The organism is Pseudoalteromonas lipolytica (assembly GCF_001306915.1).
GTDB classification, from domain to species: domain Bacteria; phylum Pseudomonadota; class Gammaproteobacteria; order Enterobacterales; family Alteromonadaceae; genus Pseudoalteromonas; species Pseudoalteromonas simplex.
In genome coordinates, this window is record NZ_LJTC01000008.1 from 325,836 (window position 1) to 346,325 (window position 20,490).

Annotated in this window: 12 protein-coding genes; 11 read left to right on the forward strand and 1 reads right to left on the reverse strand. The window is 36.1% G+C overall.

All coding sequences use genetic code 11. From position 1 onward, the window contains the following. From AOG27_RS13740 to AOG27_RS13780, 9 genes are all read left to right on the forward strand, one after another. Nucleotides 1–3,006 (forward strand): ATP-binding protein, encoded by a 3,006-nt coding sequence (locus tag AOG27_RS13740; protein ID WP_200909103.1) that lies wholly within the window; start codon nucleotides 1–3, stop codon nucleotides 3,004–3,006. A 14-nt stretch (nucleotides 3,007–3,020) separates the two neighbouring features. Next, nucleotides 3,021–3,671, forward strand: a complete 651-nt coding sequence (locus tag AOG27_RS13745) for a hypothetical protein (RefSeq protein WP_200909104.1) — start codon at nucleotides 3,021–3,023, stop codon at nucleotides 3,669–3,671. Continuing rightward, nucleotides 3,672–4,148 (forward strand): hypothetical protein, encoded by a 477-nt coding sequence (locus AOG27_RS13750; RefSeq protein ID WP_054553575.1) that lies wholly within the window; start codon nucleotides 3,672–3,674, stop codon nucleotides 4,146–4,148. A 2-nt stretch (nucleotides 4,149–4,150) separates the two neighbouring features. After that, on the forward strand, nucleotides 4,151–4,966 hold the full coding sequence (locus AOG27_RS13755; RefSeq protein ID WP_054553576.1) for a hypothetical protein: 816 nt from the start codon (nucleotides 4,151–4,153) through the stop codon (nucleotides 4,964–4,966). A gap of 210 nt (nucleotides 4,967–5,176) precedes the next feature. After that, nucleotides 5,177–6,742, forward strand: coding sequence for a DUF262 domain-containing protein (locus tag AOG27_RS13760; protein WP_054553577.1), 1,566 nt, complete (start codon nucleotides 5,177–5,179; stop codon nucleotides 6,740–6,742). After that, nucleotides 6,735–8,783, forward strand: a complete 2,049-nt coding sequence (locus AOG27_RS13765) for a DUF262 domain-containing protein (protein WP_054553578.1) — start codon at nucleotides 6,735–6,737, stop codon at nucleotides 8,781–8,783. Before AOG27_RS13760 ends, AOG27_RS13765 begins: the two co-directional genes overlap by 8 nt. Nucleotides 8,784–9,166: 383 nt before the next feature. Continuing rightward, a complete protein-coding gene (locus AOG27_RS13770) occupies nucleotides 9,167–14,125 on the forward strand; it encodes an AAA domain-containing protein (protein WP_054553579.1) in 4,959 nt (1,652 codons plus the stop codon). A 5-nt stretch (nucleotides 14,126–14,130) separates the two neighbouring features. Continuing rightward, the gene (locus AOG27_RS13775) at nucleotides 14,131–15,528 is read left to right on the forward strand and encodes a hypothetical protein (RefSeq protein WP_054553580.1); all 1,398 of its coding nucleotides are present in this window, start codon (nucleotides 14,131–14,133) and stop codon (nucleotides 15,526–15,528) included. Between the two features lie 524 nt (nucleotides 15,529–16,052). Further along, complete coding sequence (locus tag AOG27_RS13780) at nucleotides 16,053–16,487, forward strand: hypothetical protein (RefSeq protein ID WP_054553581.1); 435 nt, start codon at nucleotides 16,053–16,055, stop codon at nucleotides 16,485–16,487. 54 nt (nucleotides 16,488–16,541) lie between these two features. Here AOG27_RS13780 and AOG27_RS13785 read toward each other — a convergent pair whose 3' ends face one another. Next, nucleotides 16,542–17,216 carry a hypothetical protein gene (locus AOG27_RS13785; protein WP_054553582.1) on the reverse strand — a complete coding sequence of 225 codons (675 nt, stop codon included), beginning with the start codon at nucleotides 17,214–17,216 and terminating at the stop codon, nucleotides 16,542–16,544. 539 nt (nucleotides 17,217–17,755) lie between these two features. Here AOG27_RS13785 and AOG27_RS13790 point away from each other — a divergent pair. Both AOG27_RS13790 and AOG27_RS13795 read left to right on the forward strand, forming a co-directional pair. Next, complete coding sequence (locus AOG27_RS13790) at nucleotides 17,756–19,453, forward strand: AAA family ATPase (RefSeq protein WP_161804354.1); 1,698 nt, start codon at nucleotides 17,756–17,758, stop codon at nucleotides 19,451–19,453. A gap of 58 nt (nucleotides 19,454–19,511) precedes the next feature. Beyond that, nucleotides 19,512–20,477 (forward strand): HNH endonuclease, encoded by a 966-nt coding sequence (locus AOG27_RS13795; RefSeq protein ID WP_054553584.1) that lies wholly within the window; start codon nucleotides 19,512–19,514, stop codon nucleotides 20,475–20,477. The last annotated feature ends 13 nt before the right edge of the window (nucleotides 20,478–20,490 follow it).

Here is a 20,490-nt window from a genome sequence, read left to right on the forward strand (position 1 = left end):
GTGGCAAGGATAAAAAAATCGCTTGTTGAGCTTTTAAAAGCAAATAGTGATGATGGAAAAGTGCAAGTACCAGCAATCGAAAAGCCATTTGTATTAGCTGAGCATGAATTTTCACTTTATCACATAAAAGAAGTTACCTTTGATGAAGATCTACCTCGGAAAGAGGCGTTTGAGAATGTTTTAAATTCGTTAAATATTGAAGGCATTCTTTTTCTTTATTTACTCATTGGCGATGGAGAAAGTGTTAAGTTTTTATTTGGTATTGCAAAAGATAAACGTTACAAAGGGGATTTATCGCTTGATGTTGACGATATAGGCGAGAGTATTTTAAAGCCATCTTTAGAGGGAAACTTTAGAGGAAGCATAGTTAAAAAGCTCGATAAATATGAACGAAAGCAAGTTAAAAGCGACGTTGATGCTTTTTCTAAAGTCTCCAAGCTTGAAGGTGTACCAAGTGTTCATGAAGATAACGAACAGTTTCAAGGTGTTGACCGATTGGTTGATATAATGAGTGGCGATAGATTCTGCTTGGCTGTTCTGGCTGACCCACTTTCATTGGCTGAAGTAAATGAACTTGAAGGACAGTTACATGAAATTTATGACAAACTATTGCCTTTGTCTAAAAAAAGTATTCAAGACGGAACAAATAAGGCTAAGACTGAAGGAGCCTCGGAAGGTTCTAGTACCACTAAAACAACCAGTACAAATGATGGTAAATCTATAACAACTAATACCGGTAAATCGGTTACAACAAACAAAGGGACCAATAACACTGAAGGCAGTAAACAGTCATCATCAGGTTTTTCTGAGAGCGACCACAATCGTCATATAAATGGTAATGAAAGTACGACTAAAGGTACTTCAGAATCAACGGCTACAGGCAGTAACCGAGGAACAAATACATCGGAGCAAACAGGTAGCTCATCTAGTGAATCTCGAGAGTTTTCCGATAAAACATTACAGGACTGGGTGAGTTATATTGATGAGGTATTATTAAAGCGTATTCAAATAGGCAAAAATAAAGGACTTTATTTGTCTAATATTTACTTATTATCTAACTCTGAGGCCAGTGTTTTAAAGTTAGGAAATACTGCAAAATCAATATTTTCGGGTGAAGAGGCAAATAAGTCACCTTTACAACTTAAAAAATTGACCGTTAAAAATGAAATTTCTACATTAAAGAATTTTCAATTACCTGTAATACAAGCAGCAAGCGCTGATGTAGCGAAAAGTGATAAAAATATTCATCAATTAAATCTTTTGCTTTCTAAAAATCCTTTCAATCGATACTTATGTAATTGGCTCTCTACCAATGAATTGAGTGTTGTTGCTGGCTTACCTCAAAAAGAAGTCGTGGGGTTAACTTTAAAAGAAGAAGTTGAGTTTGGTTTGAATATGACGCAACAGGCCAGTGATGAAAACAAACTCTTTTTGGGTAACTTAGTTAAAAGTGGTTTAAAGCAAAGAACAGAGGTGAGCATAGATAAGCGTGACCTAGACAAACATACGTTTATAGCGGGTGTTACTGGAAGTGGTAAAACGACAACTTGTCATCGATTATTACACTCAGCTCAAATGCCATTTTTAGTTATTGAGCCAGCTAAAACAGAGTACAGAGTACTAACAAAAAAAGATAAAAGCATTTTAATTTTTACCTTGGGTAATGACAGTGTTGCGCCCTTCAGGCTCAATCCTTTTGAGTTTTTCCCTCATGAAAATATTACCTCTAGAGTTGATATGATAAAGGCGAGCATAGAGTCGGCTTTTGACATGGAAGCAGCTATACCACAATTAATCGAAGCTGCTATTTATCGGTGCTATGAAGCGAAAGGTTGGAATATCGCTAACTCTAAAAATAGCTATTATCAAAACCCATTTGCGCCTGGTGTGTATGCGTTCCCTACACTCGCAGAATTAATTGATATGACGGAGGTCGTTGTAAGTGAGCAAGGCTTTGATGATAGGTTAAAACAGGATTATGTAGGGTCAATAAAAGCCCGCTTACAAGGATTACTGATAGGCTCTAAAGGCCAAATGCTAAATACACCGCGGTCTATAAACTTTAAAGATTTAGCTAAACGTAATGTAATTCTAGAACTTGAAGAGATACGCAACCCAAGTGAAAAGTCTTTAATAATGGGATTTGTTTTAGCTAATCTAAATGAAGCTATACGTGCTAATCACGAAGAGTATCGTAAACGTGGTGAAAAGTTTAGACACATTACATTAATTGAAGAAGCGCATAGGTTATTATCTAAATTTGAGGCAGGAGATAGCTCGAATAAAAAACAAGGTGTTGAGACCTTCTCTGATATGTTGGCAGAAGTGCGTAAGTATGGAGAGTCACTAATAATTGTTGACCAAATTCCAAATAAATTAACACCAGAAGTTTTAAAAAATACGAATACAAAAATTATTCATAAACTTTTTGCTCAAGATGATAAAGAAGCTGTTGGGAATACTATGGCGTTAACTGATGAGCAAAAAGGCTTTTTATCTAATCTTGAGCCTGGACGTGTGATTCTATCAAGTTCGGGCACGACAAAACCCTTGCAGATACAAATAAAAGAGTTTGTTAGCACAACAGAAGAAACAGATGTCGATCCCGATAATATTAGAAAAATAGCACTTCAATATTACGCAGATAATTACAAGTCAGGTTTAATAAAAGGTTTAGAACTATTAGAAAGCCCTCCTTCAGGTGAGGTAATTCAGGATATTCTTCAGGGGAATCCGCTATTAGCTTGGGTTGAAACATTAAAGAAACGAAAATCAAATAGCGCGCTACATAACTACATTCAAAGTTATGGCGTTGAGTTTATGCACCAATATATTCTTGCCTCTTGTTATAAACCTCGTGCTGAGTCAAAAGAAAATATAAAAGAGCAAGACTCTAGAAGTAATTGTTTAGGTCACTACTTATCTGAGGTCAAGCTAAACCCTGATGTTGCATTTACTTTAGAGCAGAAAAATGCGCTATCAACCAACAAGAGTATTAACGTTTAACTAAGGAAGTTTTTATGGGAGTTTGGAGTAATCTTTGTAGCGTTGTTAGCAGTGCTTGTAGTGTTATAAGCAGTGTTGCCTCAAGTATTGGTAATAGCGTTGTAAAATCAGCAACCAGTATTGTTAGTTTGGGGGTTTCACTTGCGGCTAAAGTGACAGATGCAATTAGAAGTGTAGGTGTTTCGTTAGGTATTATTCGGCCAGAAGATAGTCTTGAGGAACTAGGTGAAAAGGCTATTTTAAGTGAAAAAAAACCAGAAGATTTTGACTCAATCAATGAATATATTGACCATCTTAACAATAATGTTCCCTTTGATAAGGATAAATTTGACAGATTAGATGACAAAGAACTTTTAGCTCGCTCCTCAATAGGTGCTTCTATTACTTTAAAGGGAATTAACGAAAAATTAGATACAGTAGTTACGCCTGAGTTTATGGCTACGGTGGCTTCGCAAGAACTTGAAACAAAAGAGATAGTTAGCACTATTAAAGCCTATAAAGAGAATGATTTAAAACTAGAAGATTATGATCTTTATTTAAATGATGAGCTTACTCTTGATGAAACAACGAAACATAGCTCGGCTTTGGTAGAAGCATATCAAAAGTTAGAGCCAGAGTTATCGATAGAAGAAATTGAAAATAAAGTAATGGGACTAAGTAATTAAATGACAGACTTTTACGTTGAAAGTAAAAATTGCAAAGTTAGAACGTGCAGAGTTATTGAGGGTGAATTAGAGGATATTCGGTTTTCAGGTGAATTATGGATTGATAGTGCTAACTTTTGGGAGCAATTTAAACGTAAAGTTGAGTACATTGAGAATGAGCGTTTAGCATTTATTATTGTTTCTGATGATGAGGTATTTGATGTTGACCCTGACATTTGTATTGCTGACGATTTTGCGACTGGAAAAAGTGAATTAAATAGGCTGTTGGCGCAAATAGATGCTATTTCTTCATTTATTAAACTTTACCCAAATTTATCTGAAATTCTCACTGTAGCCTTAAGTGATAAGCCAGAAGCACTTTATGTAATGGAAGATGATAGCACCAGCGAAGCAAAAAGTAATGCAATAGAAGGCTGTTCAAATGGTTTACAGGCTCATTATCTTAAAAAGACTAATGAGCTTAAAAAGGAAGGTTAGTTATGGATAAGAGCAGTTTAAAAGCAGAGATCTTAGTTCTTCTAGAAGATGAGGACATTAGAAATAAAGTTTGTGAAATAGCATTTAAACATCCAGAGAAACACTTAACTACTTTGTTGCCTAACAAAGCTGAAGAATTAAGCTTAAATGAGTATCAAGCTATGCAGGCTAAAAATGATATTTTGAAGGACGAAAATGCAAAGCTTAAATCTATGTTGGGAATAAAAGACTCCGCTTTAGCTGATAGTGAGCATGTAATTGAATCTTTAAATGTTGAGAAATCAGGTCTTGAGAAAAATTTATCTGTAGTCTTGAATGATTTTGAAAAGAAAGAAAAAGAACTATCAGAAACTTTAAGTTTGTATGAAGAACTGAAAAGAAAAATTACATTTTATAGAGATAACTTTGAGGAAGATCTCAGGATTAAAGAGGTTTATGAGGGGCTCTCTTCACAAACTAAACTATCAATTAAAAATATTTTCAAAGATACGACACCAAAAGGGTTGGTTGTTTGCGGAACCCAAGAAAAGTTTATATTTAGTCTTTGGGACTATATTAAAGCTGAAATAAACAATAGCAGTAATCAAGATGATAAAAAATTAATTTGCTTATTTGAGTTATTGTTTGCTCGATTTAAGTTAGCCTTTCCAATGTTTGAGCTACAACAAGTTAAAGAGGGGGATGTGTTTGATAATCAAAATTTTGTAAAACATCACAGTAGCCAAAATATGAGTGGGCCGATACATAAGTTATTACTTAGAGGCTGTGTTAACAATCAAACCGGGAAAGTTCTAAAACAATCCATAGTTGTTCTTTAGCTATCAAGAGCTTTCTATTCTCAGTTAAACGAAACTTAAAATTTGCATGTAGTTGGTGATTTAGTTAGTAATCACTTATTCAGCGGCTGTTTATTTCGTTTTTTAAATATATTAAGTTTAGTTTTACTAATTGTGTTGAATTAATAAAAAATTAACAGGAAAGTTCGTTCTTTAGCAAAATTTCTATTGCGCGACCTTAAAAGGAGTTTTATGTCAGTTGAAGTCGCATCTTGTACTTTAGCACAGTTATTCAGTGGCAAAAGTATTATTAGTTCTAGTAAAGCGGAAATTGCTGGTGAGTTAGCAATACCTGAGTATCAACGACCTTATCGTTGGGGCGAAATACAAATAAAAAAGTTGTTGAGTGACTACCAGCTTTTTTTAAACGATTTAGCACAAAGCGATAGTGCCTATGGGTATTACTTAGGCAGTGTAATCTTGCATCAGTCAGCAGAAAGTGGGCAGCTATATATTATTGACGGTCAGCAACGTTTAACAACCTTAGCGTTGATTTCCTATGTGCAATATCTATCTTATACGGTTAATAACGCTCACGAAGCGAATGAATCACATAGCTTTGCTCTTAACCTAAGTTACGATTCGCCAGAATCACAACAACAAATCGTTAAAAACCTTGCTTGGTTACAGGCATACTCGACAACCAGTAATGCTAGCCAAATAGCCACTTTTGATGCCAATAAAATCAATTTAACTCTGGTTGTTACTCGTAGCGAAGACGATGCCTATCGCTTCTTTGAAACTCAGAATACTGGTGGTGTTAGGTTAAGTGGACCTGACATTATTAAAGCACATCACCTCAGAGCCATTGCGCGACAAAACCAAAATGAATTTGCTGCAAAATGGGAAGCATTAGGCGATTTAAACCCCGTTGTTGGATCATTACTTAAAGGGCGCTATTGGCAAAAACTTTATAGTCGTAATGTACCTTCTCACCGCCAGCCTAATCTAGTAAGAAGCGCTGTTGTCAATGAACTTGGCGAAAGTACGGGTAAAGGTGAAGATATTGCTTTTGGGCGCTTTAAACGTACATATTTGCCAGACGGTGGACAAATAGATAAACAAGCACAGCAAGGTTATGAACTGAGACAGCCATTAAATAGCGGCATTAATACTATTCATTATTTAAGCTACTTTGAACAATTAAGGTGTAAGTATTTAACGGGCGGAATTAATAATAAGGCTAACCATAGAAAGGTTACTTCACATTCTCTAACGAATACAGAAAACACTCTTGTTAGCTTTTTTCATTTTTATCAAAACATGATCTGCCAGCTTGAGGGTTGTAGTTATGTAAAAGGGTTATACGATACAGCACTGCTTATATACATTAGCCAATTTGGCGAACAACAGTTAGATATTGCAGCGATGAAGCTGTTCCGAGTTATCTACTCACCTCGGGTAAGCAATCAAAAAGCGGTGAGAGAAAATTCTATATCAGCCTTTGTCCGCGATAACCCTGTACTTGACTGGATTACAGCTAGCTACACACCAGCCATGTGTTTTGATTATTTAGACCGTTTTAGCTTTAAAGCAGACCCAGCTAATTTAGCTGTTAATAAAAATAGCGTTAAAAAACGCTTTATACATAAAGTATTAAATAACTTTGGACTAGACGTTGTTAATAGCCTTTCAGCAGAAGAGCTCGCAAACACTTACACTACAAAGTTAGATGCTTACATTCTTCCTCTAGACACTGAAAAAATGGCTATGCATCAGATTAGCAAGCGCACAAATCAAGGAGGTCAAAATGGCTAATGTATTTTCAGGTGAAGCTAATAATGAAGGAAATCAGATAACACAGCATCACGTTGAAACGCAGGTTCTTACGTTAAATTACATTCAAACGAATCAATATCAATTTAGTATACCGAGTTATCAACGTCCCTACGTTTGGCCAGATGAAGCAGTATTAAAGCTATTCAACGATATTAACGATGCTCGTTTGGCGGAAGAGCCTATTTATTTTATTGGTACAGTGCTTACCTCAGTAGAACTAGATGAAGGTGGTAATGGTATTTATGAGCTAATCGATGGACAACAACGCACTACCACGCTAATGCTAATTGCGCTTGCATTTAAAATAGCAAAAGTTGATTCAGCCATTGCAGATATTGCCGCCTTTAAAAAGCAGCCGAGACTTCAATTTACTATTCGAGATCAAGTACAGCACTTATTAGGTAGCTTAGCTGGCCTTGATGATTATGTATTTCCAGGGCTAGAAGCGATTGGTGAAAATCCATATTTAAAGCGTATATATGCAGCGTTACAAGTGTTAGAGCAACAAGTAAAAGCGCTCAAACATGAAGAACGTATTTTATTAGGTGATTATATTTTTGAAAATGTGCAATGGGTGAATAATATAGTGCCCTCTCAAATGGACTTGAATCGTTTGTTCGCTACCATGAACACTACTGGCATACAGCTTGAGCAGGCTGATATATTAAAGTCAAAACTGCTTAAACAAGTTTCTAAAGATAAAGCTTTATTCGATGCTATGTGGTTAGTGTGTGAACACATGGAAAATTACTTTGAGCGCAATGTGCGTAAAGTCTTCCCAAACGCTCCGTGGGATAGAATTGAGCCAGAGCATTTGGCTTGTTTTAAGGAGGAGCTTTTTGTAAAAGATGAGAGTGCTAGTAAAAGAGCTAAGCAGAGCTTGACTATTATGCAACTAGCAGAACAATTAAATTCAACTACAGTAAGTGGTAGCGAAGGAAATCAAGATAATAAATCTAATATTGAGCTAGGTGATGTCGCCCATGATTTAGACACCGAAACTGTATATTGTCGTCCCATTATTGGTTTTCCATTATTACTTATCCATGCTTATCGTATTTATTTGGCTAACCGAGCTGTTGAGCTAGGCGATGGCACTAATGATGTTGCTCCTCGCGTGCATGCTGACAAGTTACTAGAAACCTTTGAGCCACTCATTACAGCCAGTGAAAACGAAGTTAAAGAATTTATCAAAACCTTGTGGCAAGTGCGTTATCAGTTTGATCGTTGGGTGGTTAAGTGGGTTGAGCGTGACGATAGCGATGATGAACAATTACGTTTAACTAATATTAGTCAAAGTGATTCAAATGGGAAGCGGTACATTAATCGTACTCAGAAAGAAATAAATGAATTAGTAATGCTGCAAAGTATGCGTAACTTTACTGGTGAGCGAAGTGCGCAGTATTGGATAACCCCATTTATTGCAGGTTTGATAAAAGACAATATTACTCAAGATGCACAAGCCATAGCCTTACTTGAAAATATTGATAATGACTTATCGTTGGCGGCTAAGCCTGAAACTCAAAAAACAGCTAGCTTCAAGCTAGCGAAGCAACATCAGCCGGAAGTTTACTCATGGCAGGCATACGAAAATTATTTTGCCAAACCAAGAGGAACAAGTTTTGAGCATTATTGGTTTCAAAAGCTGGAATATATTTTGTGGAAACAAGAATCTGATAGGCAGCGGCAACAATTCAAAAACTATCGTATCACGGCTAAGAATTCTGTTGAGCATGTTTACCCGCAGCATGAAGAATACCAAAATATGTTGGAGCGAGACTTTTTAGATGCATTTGGAAATTTAGTTTTATTAAGCCCTGGTGAAAACTCTTCATATAGTAATCAAGCAGTCAAGAAGAAGCTTGTCGATTTTGAAGCAAAACTTCAATACGACTCTTTAAAGTTAAAAGCTATGTTTAAAATATTAAAAGAACAAAACGATTGGCAAGAAACTCAAATAAAAGAACACCAAAAAGACATGTTAAGTGCATTAGCAAAACATTACGATGCGGTATATTAGCTTAGACTTGATCTGACAGTTACCTATTCGTGAGGTGGTAACTGTCAGTTCAATGTAGGGTCATCTGTACTAAGCATGACAACTTAAGTACTTAATAGCTTACAAATGCTTTTTCCTTTAGTAGTAGTTCTTTCGAGGTTTGATAGAGTAATTAAAAATTACTTTAACAAGATAGACTTCAACAAATTAAATATAAATCAACTTGAAAGTTTAGAAATACTTAGCTACCCACCTATCTCAGGTGAATTACAAATACCGAACTTGGCAAATATTAGAAAGAGCAATACATAACACATAAAAGTAAAGCTGTAAATTTGTATGCTTAAAGCTAAATGCAACTAAGTAACTACAATTTAAATAATTAGAAACAGTAAGAAGTAAATATGGATATAAAATATTGGCAGGGCGGCCTTGAACGTCATGAAATAGATGCAATTGAAAAAATAAAAAATGTATTAACTGGACCAAAAAAACAAAGCAACAAGGGTAAAAATAATAAAAAAAGCCAAGGTTTTGAGGCGCTAAAAACATTAAAAACCTCATTTAATGAGGGCTGGAAAGGGTATGCGGGTTTTAGGTTTATTAATAAAAATCAGCAAGGCGAAATAGATTTACTGATTGTAACTCACTGCAATATTTTAATTGTTGAATTAAAGCATTGGAATGGACAACCTATTACCTCAAATAATGGTAAATGGTTTTTTGGTAATGATGACAGAGGCAAGTCGCCTGTTGAAATAACCCGTAATAAAAAGTTTTTGTTAGATAATTTGCTCAAACCTTTTAGGGGCAGGTTTAGCAATGGTAAGCATATACCTCGTGTATACCCATTAGTGGTTATGACCGGTACGAGTGATTTTACTAAGTTACAAAAAAATGATTTAGCCGAGACGATGAGCTTAAATGACTTTTGTAAGTTATGTACCAATGAACATGCTTTTAATGAGCGTTTTAGGCCTCATCCTGATTCAGCCGTTTTACTTAACGATATTCCTTTATTAGAAAAACAGTTACTAAGTGCTAATAAAGTAGAATCGAAGCCATTAACGGTTGGTGGTTGGGTTGGGCAAGATGAAATATTTAAACATCCAAATAACATATACACAGAGTTTTATGCGCAGAGTGAGTCGGATAAAAACGATCATGCCATTATTCGTCGTTGGGAATTTGATAAATTAACCAATACAGAGGCTAAAACGCCGGATGGCCGCTTTAAAATAGTATCGCGTGAACGTGAAGTATTAACCAAAATAAAACGTGAAAACCGTGACTTATACGATCACTGCGTATCGTCACTTACTATCCCATCTAAAGACAAAATAACCTCGCAATACAACGAGGTAGTTGAGCTACCCGAAGGGCAAGAGCGCCTTAACGATTTTATTACTACCTATGGGGAAAACTTATCACTAGATGAGCGAATAAACTTAGTAAGAGTGTTAATTGCCCGCTTTGCAGATTTACACCAATTACATTTGGCCCATCGAGATATTGGCAGCCATAGTGTATGGTTGAGTACAGGGCAGCGTGTAGCGCTTTCTAATTTTATTTCAGCTTTTGAGCGTAAAAAAGAAACGATTGGTGAAATACGTGATGAGCTTTCGGTTTATGAACAGAAAGAAAGCTTCAGAAGCCCTTATATTCATGACGTTTCTCGTTTGGCCATTATTGCTTGGGCAATTATTAAGGCTGAACGTTTAACGCCTAAATTTGAAAAAAATATAGCACAACAGCTTAGTGATTGTGATGAGTGGTTTGGCCCTGTATTGCTTAATGCGTTTACTGATAAAAGCTATGCTAATGCAGGTGAGTTATTTGATGCGTTAATTGATAGCGCGCCAAGCCAAGAAGAAGCTTTTACGTTTTCTAGTAATCAGCTTGAGCGTTTTGTACAACATAGCAAAATAAGCAGATTACATCCTGAACTTGAGTTTATTAAAGAAACTGATAGTAAAGAAGTTTACAAAGCCGAAAATGGTTTAGTTAAGGTTTGGAACAATATTAACCCAACTGATATAAGTCCAGGGCTTGGCCAGCGAACGCTGTTTTTTTTAGAGCGAGCTGAAAAACTACAAAACTTGAATTTGAGTTTTGTGCCAAAAATAGTTGATATTGGTATAACCGCTCGAGATAGCGCTTTATTTTTGGTTGCACAATGGATTGAAGGAAACACCCTTGATACAAGCTTGAGATTTAGGGGAGCAGATATTATTGCCAAAGCTCTTATATCAAATGTGAGGCATATGCATTCACTTGGTTTTGCTCACGGAGATTTAAAACCAGAGAATATTATAGTTAATGGCGGCGATATTTTTATTATTGATGTACTCGATTTTCATCACGATGCTAACGAGGTATACAATTCAGAATATAGTCCTATAAATAGCGAAAACTGCACGGCATTTGAGCGAGATAACTTTGCAGTTATGAAAATATGCGCAGAGTTATTGAGAATTGACTGGGGTGAAGAAAGCTCAAGCCATCCTGCTTTAAGCAACGCAATAATTAAAGAACTACAAGATGTTGATTATGGCTTTAAGGAGCTTACGCGCTTTGAGGATGCTTTTTTAAATCCAGAACAAAGTTTAGAAGTTAAAGCAGAAACCATAAATATTGAGATTGGCGGCGCGCGAACTGATTTTGAAGATATTACTATTTATCCGGATAACGGTAAGTTGTATGTATCAATTGAACAAAGCAATAAAAACCCAGCAGACTTAGTTTTAAGTTTTTGCGGTTTAGGTGGGATACAAAAGTTATTTTTTAATAGAGCACAGTTTGAATTTGAACACGGTATGCCGCCTATTAAAAGAGAGAGTATTTCAAGACGAGATATTACTAGTGCAGACTTTGAGGTGCCTTTTGCAATTAAAGTTACACAAGGTAGGGCAAGTAACTTAGGTACTTTAAATCGTAGAATTAAGCAGCTTTATAGCTTTGAAAATGCGATTAAGCAGTTTGAATTAAAACGAAAAGAAACGAACTTACCTGCTGATACTACGAGCAGTAATAGCGTTGAACCATTAGTTGGCTCGGAGCTTAAAAGTGATGAAAGTGCAGTTGAGCCAATTTCTACACGTGAGTTATGGAGAGCCATTATACAAACAGAGTCGGAGTCTCATCCTTATGTTGAGCTTGCCAGTGAACCAATGGCTTACAAAGACAATAAAGACTTTATTATTTTGCCGTATGAAGCAGACAAAGATCCGCTAGATGCTTTTACTGCAAAAGACGACGTTGAAGCTTATATAGTTGATGGGGATGATGAGTTTATTATTGGCCAAGTGAATCTATCAAAATCAGGGCTTAATAAAGCGACACTATCAAATAGTTCATTTCACGCTAAAAGACTAAAAGAAGAGGATGTGATCTTTTTTAGGAGTAAGGCCGATAAGTCTTCTTTTGTTAAGCGTAAAAATGCACTTACCCGCATAATTGAAAACGACTCTGTTATTGAAAATTTAGCTGACTATTTTGAACCTGATTGCCAGCATGATCCGATTGATTACGAACATAATGTTACAAGCGAGGACTTTGCTCGCTACGACAGAAACGATGATAATGGCAACACAATAAAACTAAACGATAAGCAACGAATCGCGTTTCAAAAATTATTACGCTATGGTCCGCTGTCAATGTTGCAAGGGCCGCCAGGCACAGGTAAAACAGAGTTTATTGCTGCTTTTGTACATTACTTAGTAGAAAAGCTAGGGACGCAGCGTATTTTATTAGTTAGCCAATCACATGAGGCGGTAAATACTGCGGCAGAACGTATTCGAAAACACTGTAGCAGATTGGATACTCCGTTAGATGTGGTGAGGTTTAGTAGCCGTGAGGCGGCTGTTTCTAGCTCGCTACGAGATGTGTTTTCACCCAATATGGTTAATAAAAAAGCGGAGCAATTTTCTTCTCATTTAAAAAACCGTGTAATGTCTTTAGCTAAATCATTAAAAGCACCTAAAGAATATTTAGAGGCGTTTGTAGAACTAGATAAAAAAGTTCTCTCGATTATTGATGAACAACTCAGTGCATTAAAAGAACTAGAGAGCAAAGAGTTAGAGCCGAAAGATAAAAAAGAGCTTAAAAAGCAAATCAACGAACGAAAAGTATTAATTAATAACCGACTACCAAATGAGATCAAAACTAACAAAGATTGGCACGACGATTTAAGTATTGTGGGCGATACCTTAGTTAAGAACTTGAACTATGAGCATGCAGTACAGGCTAATGTTGCTGATAGCGTTAAGCGTTTAATAGCATTATCGAAAGATATGCTAAAAGTAATGAATTCTGGTAATGCAAACTTAGATGAATTTTTTGCTCGGTCTCGCCAACTCGTAGCCGGTACATGTGTGGGTATAGGTAATTGGCATATAGATATTGCAAGTAACCAGTATGATTGGATTATTATTGATGAGGCAGCACGTTCAATAGCGAGCGAATTGGCAATTGCCATGCAAGCCGGTAAAAGGGTTTTATTGGTTGGTGATCATCAACAATTACCCCCTTTGTATTCAGAGCCGCATAAACAAGCACTGGCTAGAAAGTTAGGGATTAAATCGGGCAGTGATGTTGATGAGTTAATTGAAAGTGACTTTGCTCGAGCTTTTAATTCTTATTACGGTGAGCAGATAGGCGCTAAATTACTAGTGCAATACCGAATGGCTCCCGCCATTGGAACTTTGGTATCGCAATGTTTTTATAAAGGCGAGCTTGAGAATGGTGAACGAAAAATTCCAGATATTTACGCAGATGTTCCTCCCCAATTAGATGCTGCTACAACGTGGTTAGATACTTCTTCATTAGGAAAGAAAGCGCATCACCAAGACGGCTCTGGTACAAGTATTTTTAATGATACTGAGGCTCAAGCAATTGTGGGGTTGTTACAGAAAATTGACGAAAATCTAGAGTTTGTTAACAATCTTAGTAAACAAGTAAAAGAAGGTGAAGCAGCTATTGGTGTTATTTGTATGTATGGCGAACAGAAAAAGCGTATACGACAAAAAATTAAAAAAGCAGGGATTTCAGAGTCACTTATGTCGCTGTTGAAAATTGATACTGTTGATAGCTACCAAGGTAAAGAAAACCGGATAATTATCTTATCAGTGTCACGTTCTGAACAAAGGCAAAGCCCAGGCTTTTTAAGATCACCAAACAGGATAAACGTTGCATTATCGCGAGCGATGGACAGACTTGTCATTGTAGGTGATAAGAGAATGTGGCAAGGAAAAAATAGTGACTTACCATTTGGTCGTGTAATTAAATTTATGGAAGAAAATAACACCCCAGGTGATTATGCTTTCGTTGATGTAAACCCTCAAAAGCATAAAAAGGCGGTGTAATTGTTATGGAAAATAATTATATAGAATTTAACGAAGTTGATTATATTGTTCCTGCTGAAACATATCGTATTGAATACTCTTACTTGAGTAAGCAAGGGTTTGCGTTTACAAAAGATTTTTTACTTCGTGCTTTGCATATATCTCCATTGTCTAAATTTGAGTTAGCATCGTTTTTTGGATTCAATCCACGTGAGCTTGATGTAGCTTTAGAGGAGCCCATTAATAAAAATGAAGTGACTTACTTAGAGGATGGCAGATTATCTCTGACTGTATTAAGTAAAGGGTATTTTTCTTCTTTAGACGATAAGCCTATGGTAGAAAAGCCTCAACCTGACTCAACTAATATCTCTTTTGAACTACTAGGATTTAATAAAGTAAATAAGCAACATGGAGGTTGGAGCACCGGGCTGAGGTTAGCGGCTAATAATGAGATTAAAAGCATGAGCGAACAGCATGCAAAAAGCATGTTTAGTAAACATTTTCACCGTTTAGTTGAGTCGGGTGACTTAGGCAAAATTAGGACTGAGGGCAACTCGTTACCAAGCCTTTACTCCGTAGATACAGTAACAAGAAAAAAAAGTGTTGCCCATAGAATAAAACGAAAGTTTGAAATAGATTTTGATAATAAAGTTAAGCCATTTTATGTTAATAAGATATATGAGAATGATGAGGCAATTAGTCAAGCGATCGCTCAGGATACGGATAACCTTAGGTTGAGTGACAACCTGCAGAGCATAAAACATGCTTGGGATGCGTTTAAGGATATGTCAGTAGAGCGTTTTGTTAAAAGTGGTGAAATTGATTTTCGTTCAATGATTGCGGAGATGGCTGATACTTCAGGGAGTAAGCCATATGAATTATTAATAGGCTCATTGTATAGTCGTCAGCCGTGGAGAAAGATTGAGGAGCACCTAAAGCGACTTAAGCCTTCAAAAAATCAAGGTGGACTAAAAAAATTAAAATGGATTGGTGCGAATACGCGTTATTGGGGTGTGAGTGAAAGCTTTACTAAAGCCAAAGACAGTTTGTTGTCGCATCAAAAGAATAAGAACGAAAACTGTTATGATTTTATGATGTACCTACCATGTGATGACAGGCCTAATGCTGCAGTTAATGGTAGAAAAGCATGGAAGTATAAGCTTGGTCAGTTATCGACTAGCTCAGGTATTTTAAACGGTTTATTTGATGGCAATGTTGAAGTTATGTTACTGGATAATGAGTTTGCAGCGGTTTGCTATCACCTTTTAATTCCTGACTTAAGCCCAGTACATATTCCTTTGGGTTTTTTTACTAGGGATAAGCAATTGGTAAGGCAGGTATCTAGTGTTGTAGATGATTACTTAGAAGGCTCAGCAGCATATGATAAGCCTAACTTAATAGGTTTGTTAAGCTCAGGTAGCTAACTAAAGGATTGAATTATGAAATGTACTGAAGCTAAGTTAGAGTAAGCGGAGGTTGAGTTACTTGGTGAGCAAGACTACTCGCAATTATTGGGCGGAGGGTTTACGCGAAATAACAGCTCAGCTTGAAAGCAGCCTGCCAGTGATTTATACGAGAGCAATGAAACCTTTTGTAAGTGGCTGAGTGATGGGTCCTGACTTAAACGGAAGTACTTACATATGAGCTAGGCATTGAAATTGAAGAATAAGGCTTATACGGCTCATGAAAAGCACTCGTGGTAAATATGACTTTGACTGCCCTTAAGATAAGCTTATTGAGCTTGCCAAGCGGTAAAAGTAATTGTAGATGACAAAGTAAAATTTGTTGATTGGAATCACCGCGACGATATTAAATCAGCTTTATAAATTGAGCTGATTTTAATACTCGCTAAATTTAAATACTCATCCATCAGCCGCGATGAAGTGTACTGAGAAATATTTGAGCAAACGCAGAGATTTAAAACTAATAAAGTTAAAGGATAACAGTTATGACTTATAAAAATAGAGATGCAAGCATTCGTTCTGAGAGTATGAATAAGTGGATTGGGCGCATTGAAGAAGAAACAGAACTAGACTCAATAGGCGATACACCTACTGCGAGGATGGAAGACTTAATAGAAAAAATTAAATGTGCTATGGGACAAAATGTTGATAGTGAAAGTTCAGAAAATAAAGCTGTAGATGATTCTATAAATACATTAATTGCTGAAGTTTTCGAGCAAGGTGTTAAGCGTGGTTTTAACCGTTCTTTAGATCGCTTTATGAGTGGAGCCATTAAAACAAAAAAAGTACCTCACGAAGATAAATGGAGTTTACACAGCTCATCGAGACACTATCAAATAAAAACTGATTTACCTACGGTTTGTGATGGCAGCCAATCAGTAACAGTAAAAATTAAGCTTTCTGAATGTGGTTTTGAATAAGCATGCTTTAGAGCAAGCAGGCTCGGTTTATAAATCGAGCTCAAAACTCGCACTTTAATCTTTGGCAAGCCATATATTTGTTAGATTCTTAAAGTCCATCAGTTCATTTATTTGTATTATTTTTAAATAAGCTCGCTGGTTTCTATTGTGCTTTTGACTAATACCAAGCTTGGAGTTTTCGAATGTAACCGGTGTGACACTGATATAGTGAAAACTATCTAACCTAATGAGTATTTTATTAAGCTTTTCGTTGCTAATAATTGTATTGAGTGCTTTTCCTAATAATTGATAAAGTGGCACGTTATTTACTTCTACTAGAGTCTCTGTATTTCCCTCAGCTATCCAAAAACCATAATCATCCCCAAAGTTATCAAGGTTTACTTTATTGGAGCTACAGATATATACCATCTCACAAGACGAATGTTCTTGAAAAAGTTCATTGAGTGCCAATAAAACTTTGATCTCTAATGGTTGTAAGTGAGGGTTGGAGATAACATTTTTTGTAAAGCAGTCTTGGTCATCTCTTAGTTTATGAAAAGCAAAAAGGCCACTTTCTGGGTCATCTTTGTCTAGTTCATGATTGTTTTTAGTATGTATCTGTAGAAGAGGCCTGTGAATATACACTTCTCCGTTTTTATGTCTGGCATAGTATTTTTCGGACTCGGAATCTTGATGCTTATTTTTAAGGATTATAGGGTTTTCTGCCGATCCTAAATTTATATTTTCCATAATAGTCCAAAAAAACGTTATAGCTTTATTTATGCCTCTGCAGGGCCTAAAAAACAAGGGGGTCAACTAAAGAATAAAACAAAAGAAAATAAAAAAGCAAAAAAGCTTTAATTATTAATATATTCTGCGTTTGTTTTGAGATGGAAGTGTGGGTACGTTACTTCTTTTTACTTAGTAATATAGCTGCATAAGTTAATGACTACTAGGTACATAGCATGAACAAAACACCTCAATTAAAACGTATTGTGGCACACTTTGCCACTCAATTATTAGAAGAGTTTGACGTAGAAGAGCTTTGGCACGATAAGCTATTTAGAAAGGCTTTGTGTGAGGTTGCTGGACTTAATTATTCAAACCTTCAAGGTTTAGGTGTTGATGATTTAGTTGCTCGATTAGATCATTTAGCAATAAACACAATGCCTAAAACGTTACAAAAAAATGTACACATATTTTGTAAAGCGTTTGGGCTTCCAAAAGCGGCTACTCCTTTGGTTATTTTCTCGTGCTTTATGACGCTCAGTAAACCTTTACGCGAACTTGTGGATTATTTACGTGATGATTACACGAACGTTATTGCAGAAAAAATAGCTCATGTTCTTGATATTGATGAAACACTACTCAACAAGCAAATTGGGTTAATTATTGAATCTGGTATGTATTCAATGGATTTGGAGATATTTGCAGGGGAAGATGAGTTTTTAATATTACCAAACGCAATTGCTAAAAGCCTGATTGAAGGTAAGTTAAAAAGTGAAAGTGATATTTTATCTAGTTTAGTAATCCCCTGTGAGGCTTCTGAGCTTTGCGCTACTGATTTATCTCACTTAGATTTAAAAACGTTACTTAAAGCTACTCAGAATGCAACTAATACCGCTGGGCAACCACTGAGTATTTTACTTTATGGTATTCCCGGTTCCGGCAAAACTTCATTGGCGCAATATTTAGCAAAAGCTTGTAGTTCGCAGTTGCTTATGGTGCAAGCTAAGGGTAGTGACTTAATAAACCCAACAAACGAACTTGATAGTAGAAGCGCAAGCTCTGAGCTACGCTTAGAGCACTTTAATATAGTAAGTAAGCTAGTTGCAAAACGTAAAAAAACAATGCTGTTACTAGATGAGTGTGAAAACATTTTTGAGCGTGATTTATTTTCAAAAAGTTTCTCAAAAGAGCTGCTTCATAGCTACATTGAAAATCAACCTGTGGTGAGTATTTGGATAACTAATCATCTAGAAGACTTACCTCAAAGCATTATTAGGCGGTTCAATATCGTTTATGAAATACCTGAGCTAAGTAAAACAACCAAAGAAAAAATGATTGGCAAATATGTTAAAGGGTTGAACGTGGGTAACAACTTCATAAGTAAGTTAGCAGCTCAACGAAATTTGCTGCCAGCCCATATTGCAAAAGCAGTACATGTAGCTAGGTTATGTGGATTTAAAGCACACACTGCGCGTGAATGTATTGAAGAGAACATCCAAAATACCTTAACTGCATGCGGCTTTTCAACTCATGAGCTGACTTATCAAGCAGAGCAAAAGTTTAATCCTAAAATGGTGAATATAGAGTCTGAATATGCATCTCTCGAACAGGTAGAAGAGGCTGTAATAGAGTTTTCGAGTTCACGAACTTTGCTAACTGGCCCGCCGGGTACCGGTAAAACAGCCTTTGTAAATTATTTATGTGAAAAAGCTGATTTTAAACTCATCTCGGTCAAAGCATCTGACTTGTTAAGCAAGTGGGCTGGCGAAAGTGAGCAAAATATCGCTCAACTATTTAAACAAGCTACACAGGAGATGAGTGCAATATTAATTGATGAAGCAGATAGCTTGTTATGTAGCCGTGAACAAGCGATGGCAAATTGGGAAGTGCAAATAGTTAATGAATTATTATGTCAGATGGAGCAATTTCAACTCCCACTTTTTGCAGCTACTAACTTCGCTAAAAACTTAGATAAAGCAGTAATTAGGCGATTTGATTTCAAGTTAAACCTAGCTTATCTAACACCCATACAGTGCAAAGGTATGTTTAGGCAGACACTGGGTAGAGGTGTTTTAAAAAAGACAGTTATAAATGAATTGCTTGGGTTATCAAAGCTCACACCGGGTGATTTTGCTATTGTAAAGAGGCAAATGAAGTTTTCGAAACGTCGTATGACTCAAGAGAGTATGCTGTCAATTTTGAAAGAACAAAATGCTCTCAAAGGTGATTCAGAACGCAAGATTGGATTTGTTATTTGAATTTACAACAATGACTTAAATAGAAGTATTGATTTTAATATTATTAGGAAACAGAATTATGAGTGATAAAAAAATATCAGATTCATCAGAGTCAATAAAAGTTAAGAAATTAAAAAAGGAGGCAAAACTAACAAAAGGAAAAAAATCAAGAAGAACGCCTGATTTATCAAAGAGAAAGAAGACTAAAGAGTGGCTCGAAAAACACCCTAAAGTTTATGAGCTGGCTAAAGAGTTACTTGGCTTTCTTGAGCAGTATAGGGAGCCTAGCTTTCCGTATGGCTGGTTTGATCGAACAAAAAGTCATGTTTTCAAATTCGGTAGGGACTCTGTCGGCCCACGTTTAAGTATCCGCTGTAACGAAAATGATTGTACAGTTACTATAACATTGCCAAACGACAATGAGCTTCTAGACGAGCTTGGGTTTTCAAGTTCTTCAAAGAAACCAGATCAAAGTAAATTAAAGTTGAAATTTGAAGTAGAATCCAAAAATCAAGCTAATTATGAACACTTAATTAAAGTACTTTCAACAAATTTGGTCACACCCTTATCCGCTGGGCAGGATATCGATGTTGATGTAATACCAGAAGCTAAAATAGGTGAAGCTATCGATGAACTTGCTGATTTTAAAGGTTTAAATGAAACGGAAAAAGACGCTCTTGTGAAAGTAAGAATAGGACAAGGAAGCTATAGAGACGCTTTGGATGATATTTGGAAAGGCTGCGCACTAACTGGCATAAAATGTAGAGACTTACTTCGAGCTTCACATATTAAAGCTTGGCGTGATGCTGAGGCTCATGAAAGATTAGACCCATACAATGGTCTATTGCTTGCAGCACATTTAGATGCTTTATTTGATAAGGGCTTAATAAGCTTTGACTCAAATGGCTTTATCTTAATATCAGACTCTATAAGCGAATCAGATTTAAATAAACTATCATTTGATAAAACTATGCAACTTCATATACCACAAAAAACGCATGAATACATGAAATACCACCGAGAGAAATATGGTTTTGGATGTTGATATAAAAGTTTTT

Bases quoted from the DNA above. Each gene is read 5' to 3' on its own strand.
- AOG27_RS13745 (WP_200909104.1), top strand. From the start codon at position 3,021: ATGGGAGTTTGGAGTAATCTTTGTAGCGTTGTTAGCAGTGCTTGTAGT.
- AOG27_RS13750 (WP_054553575.1), top strand. From the start codon at position 3,672: ATGACAGACTTTTACGTTGAAAGTAAAAATTGCAAAGTTAGAACGTGC.
- AOG27_RS13755 (WP_054553576.1), top strand. From the start codon at position 4,151: ATGGATAAGAGCAGTTTAAAAGCAGAGATCTTAGTTCTTCTAGAAGAT.
- AOG27_RS13760 (WP_054553577.1), top strand. From the start codon at position 5,177: ATGTCAGTTGAAGTCGCATCTTGTACTTTAGCACAGTTATTCAGTGGC.
- AOG27_RS13765 (WP_054553578.1), top strand. From the start codon at position 6,735: ATGGCTAATGTATTTTCAGGTGAAGCTAATAATGAAGGAAATCAGATA.
- AOG27_RS13770 (WP_054553579.1), top strand. From the start codon at position 9,167: ATGGATATAAAATATTGGCAGGGCGGCCTTGAACGTCATGAAATAGAT.
- AOG27_RS13775 (WP_054553580.1), top strand. From the start codon at position 14,131: ATGGAAAATAATTATATAGAATTTAACGAAGTTGATTATATTGTTCCT.
- AOG27_RS13780 (WP_054553581.1), top strand. From the start codon at position 16,053: ATGACTTATAAAAATAGAGATGCAAGCATTCGTTCTGAGAGTATGAAT.
- AOG27_RS13785 (WP_054553582.1), bottom strand. From the start codon at position 17,216: ATGGAAAATATAAATTTAGGATCGGCAGAAAACCCTATAATCCTTAAA.
- AOG27_RS13795 (WP_054553584.1), top strand. From the start codon at position 19,512: ATGAGTGATAAAAAAATATCAGATTCATCAGAGTCAATAAAAGTTAAG.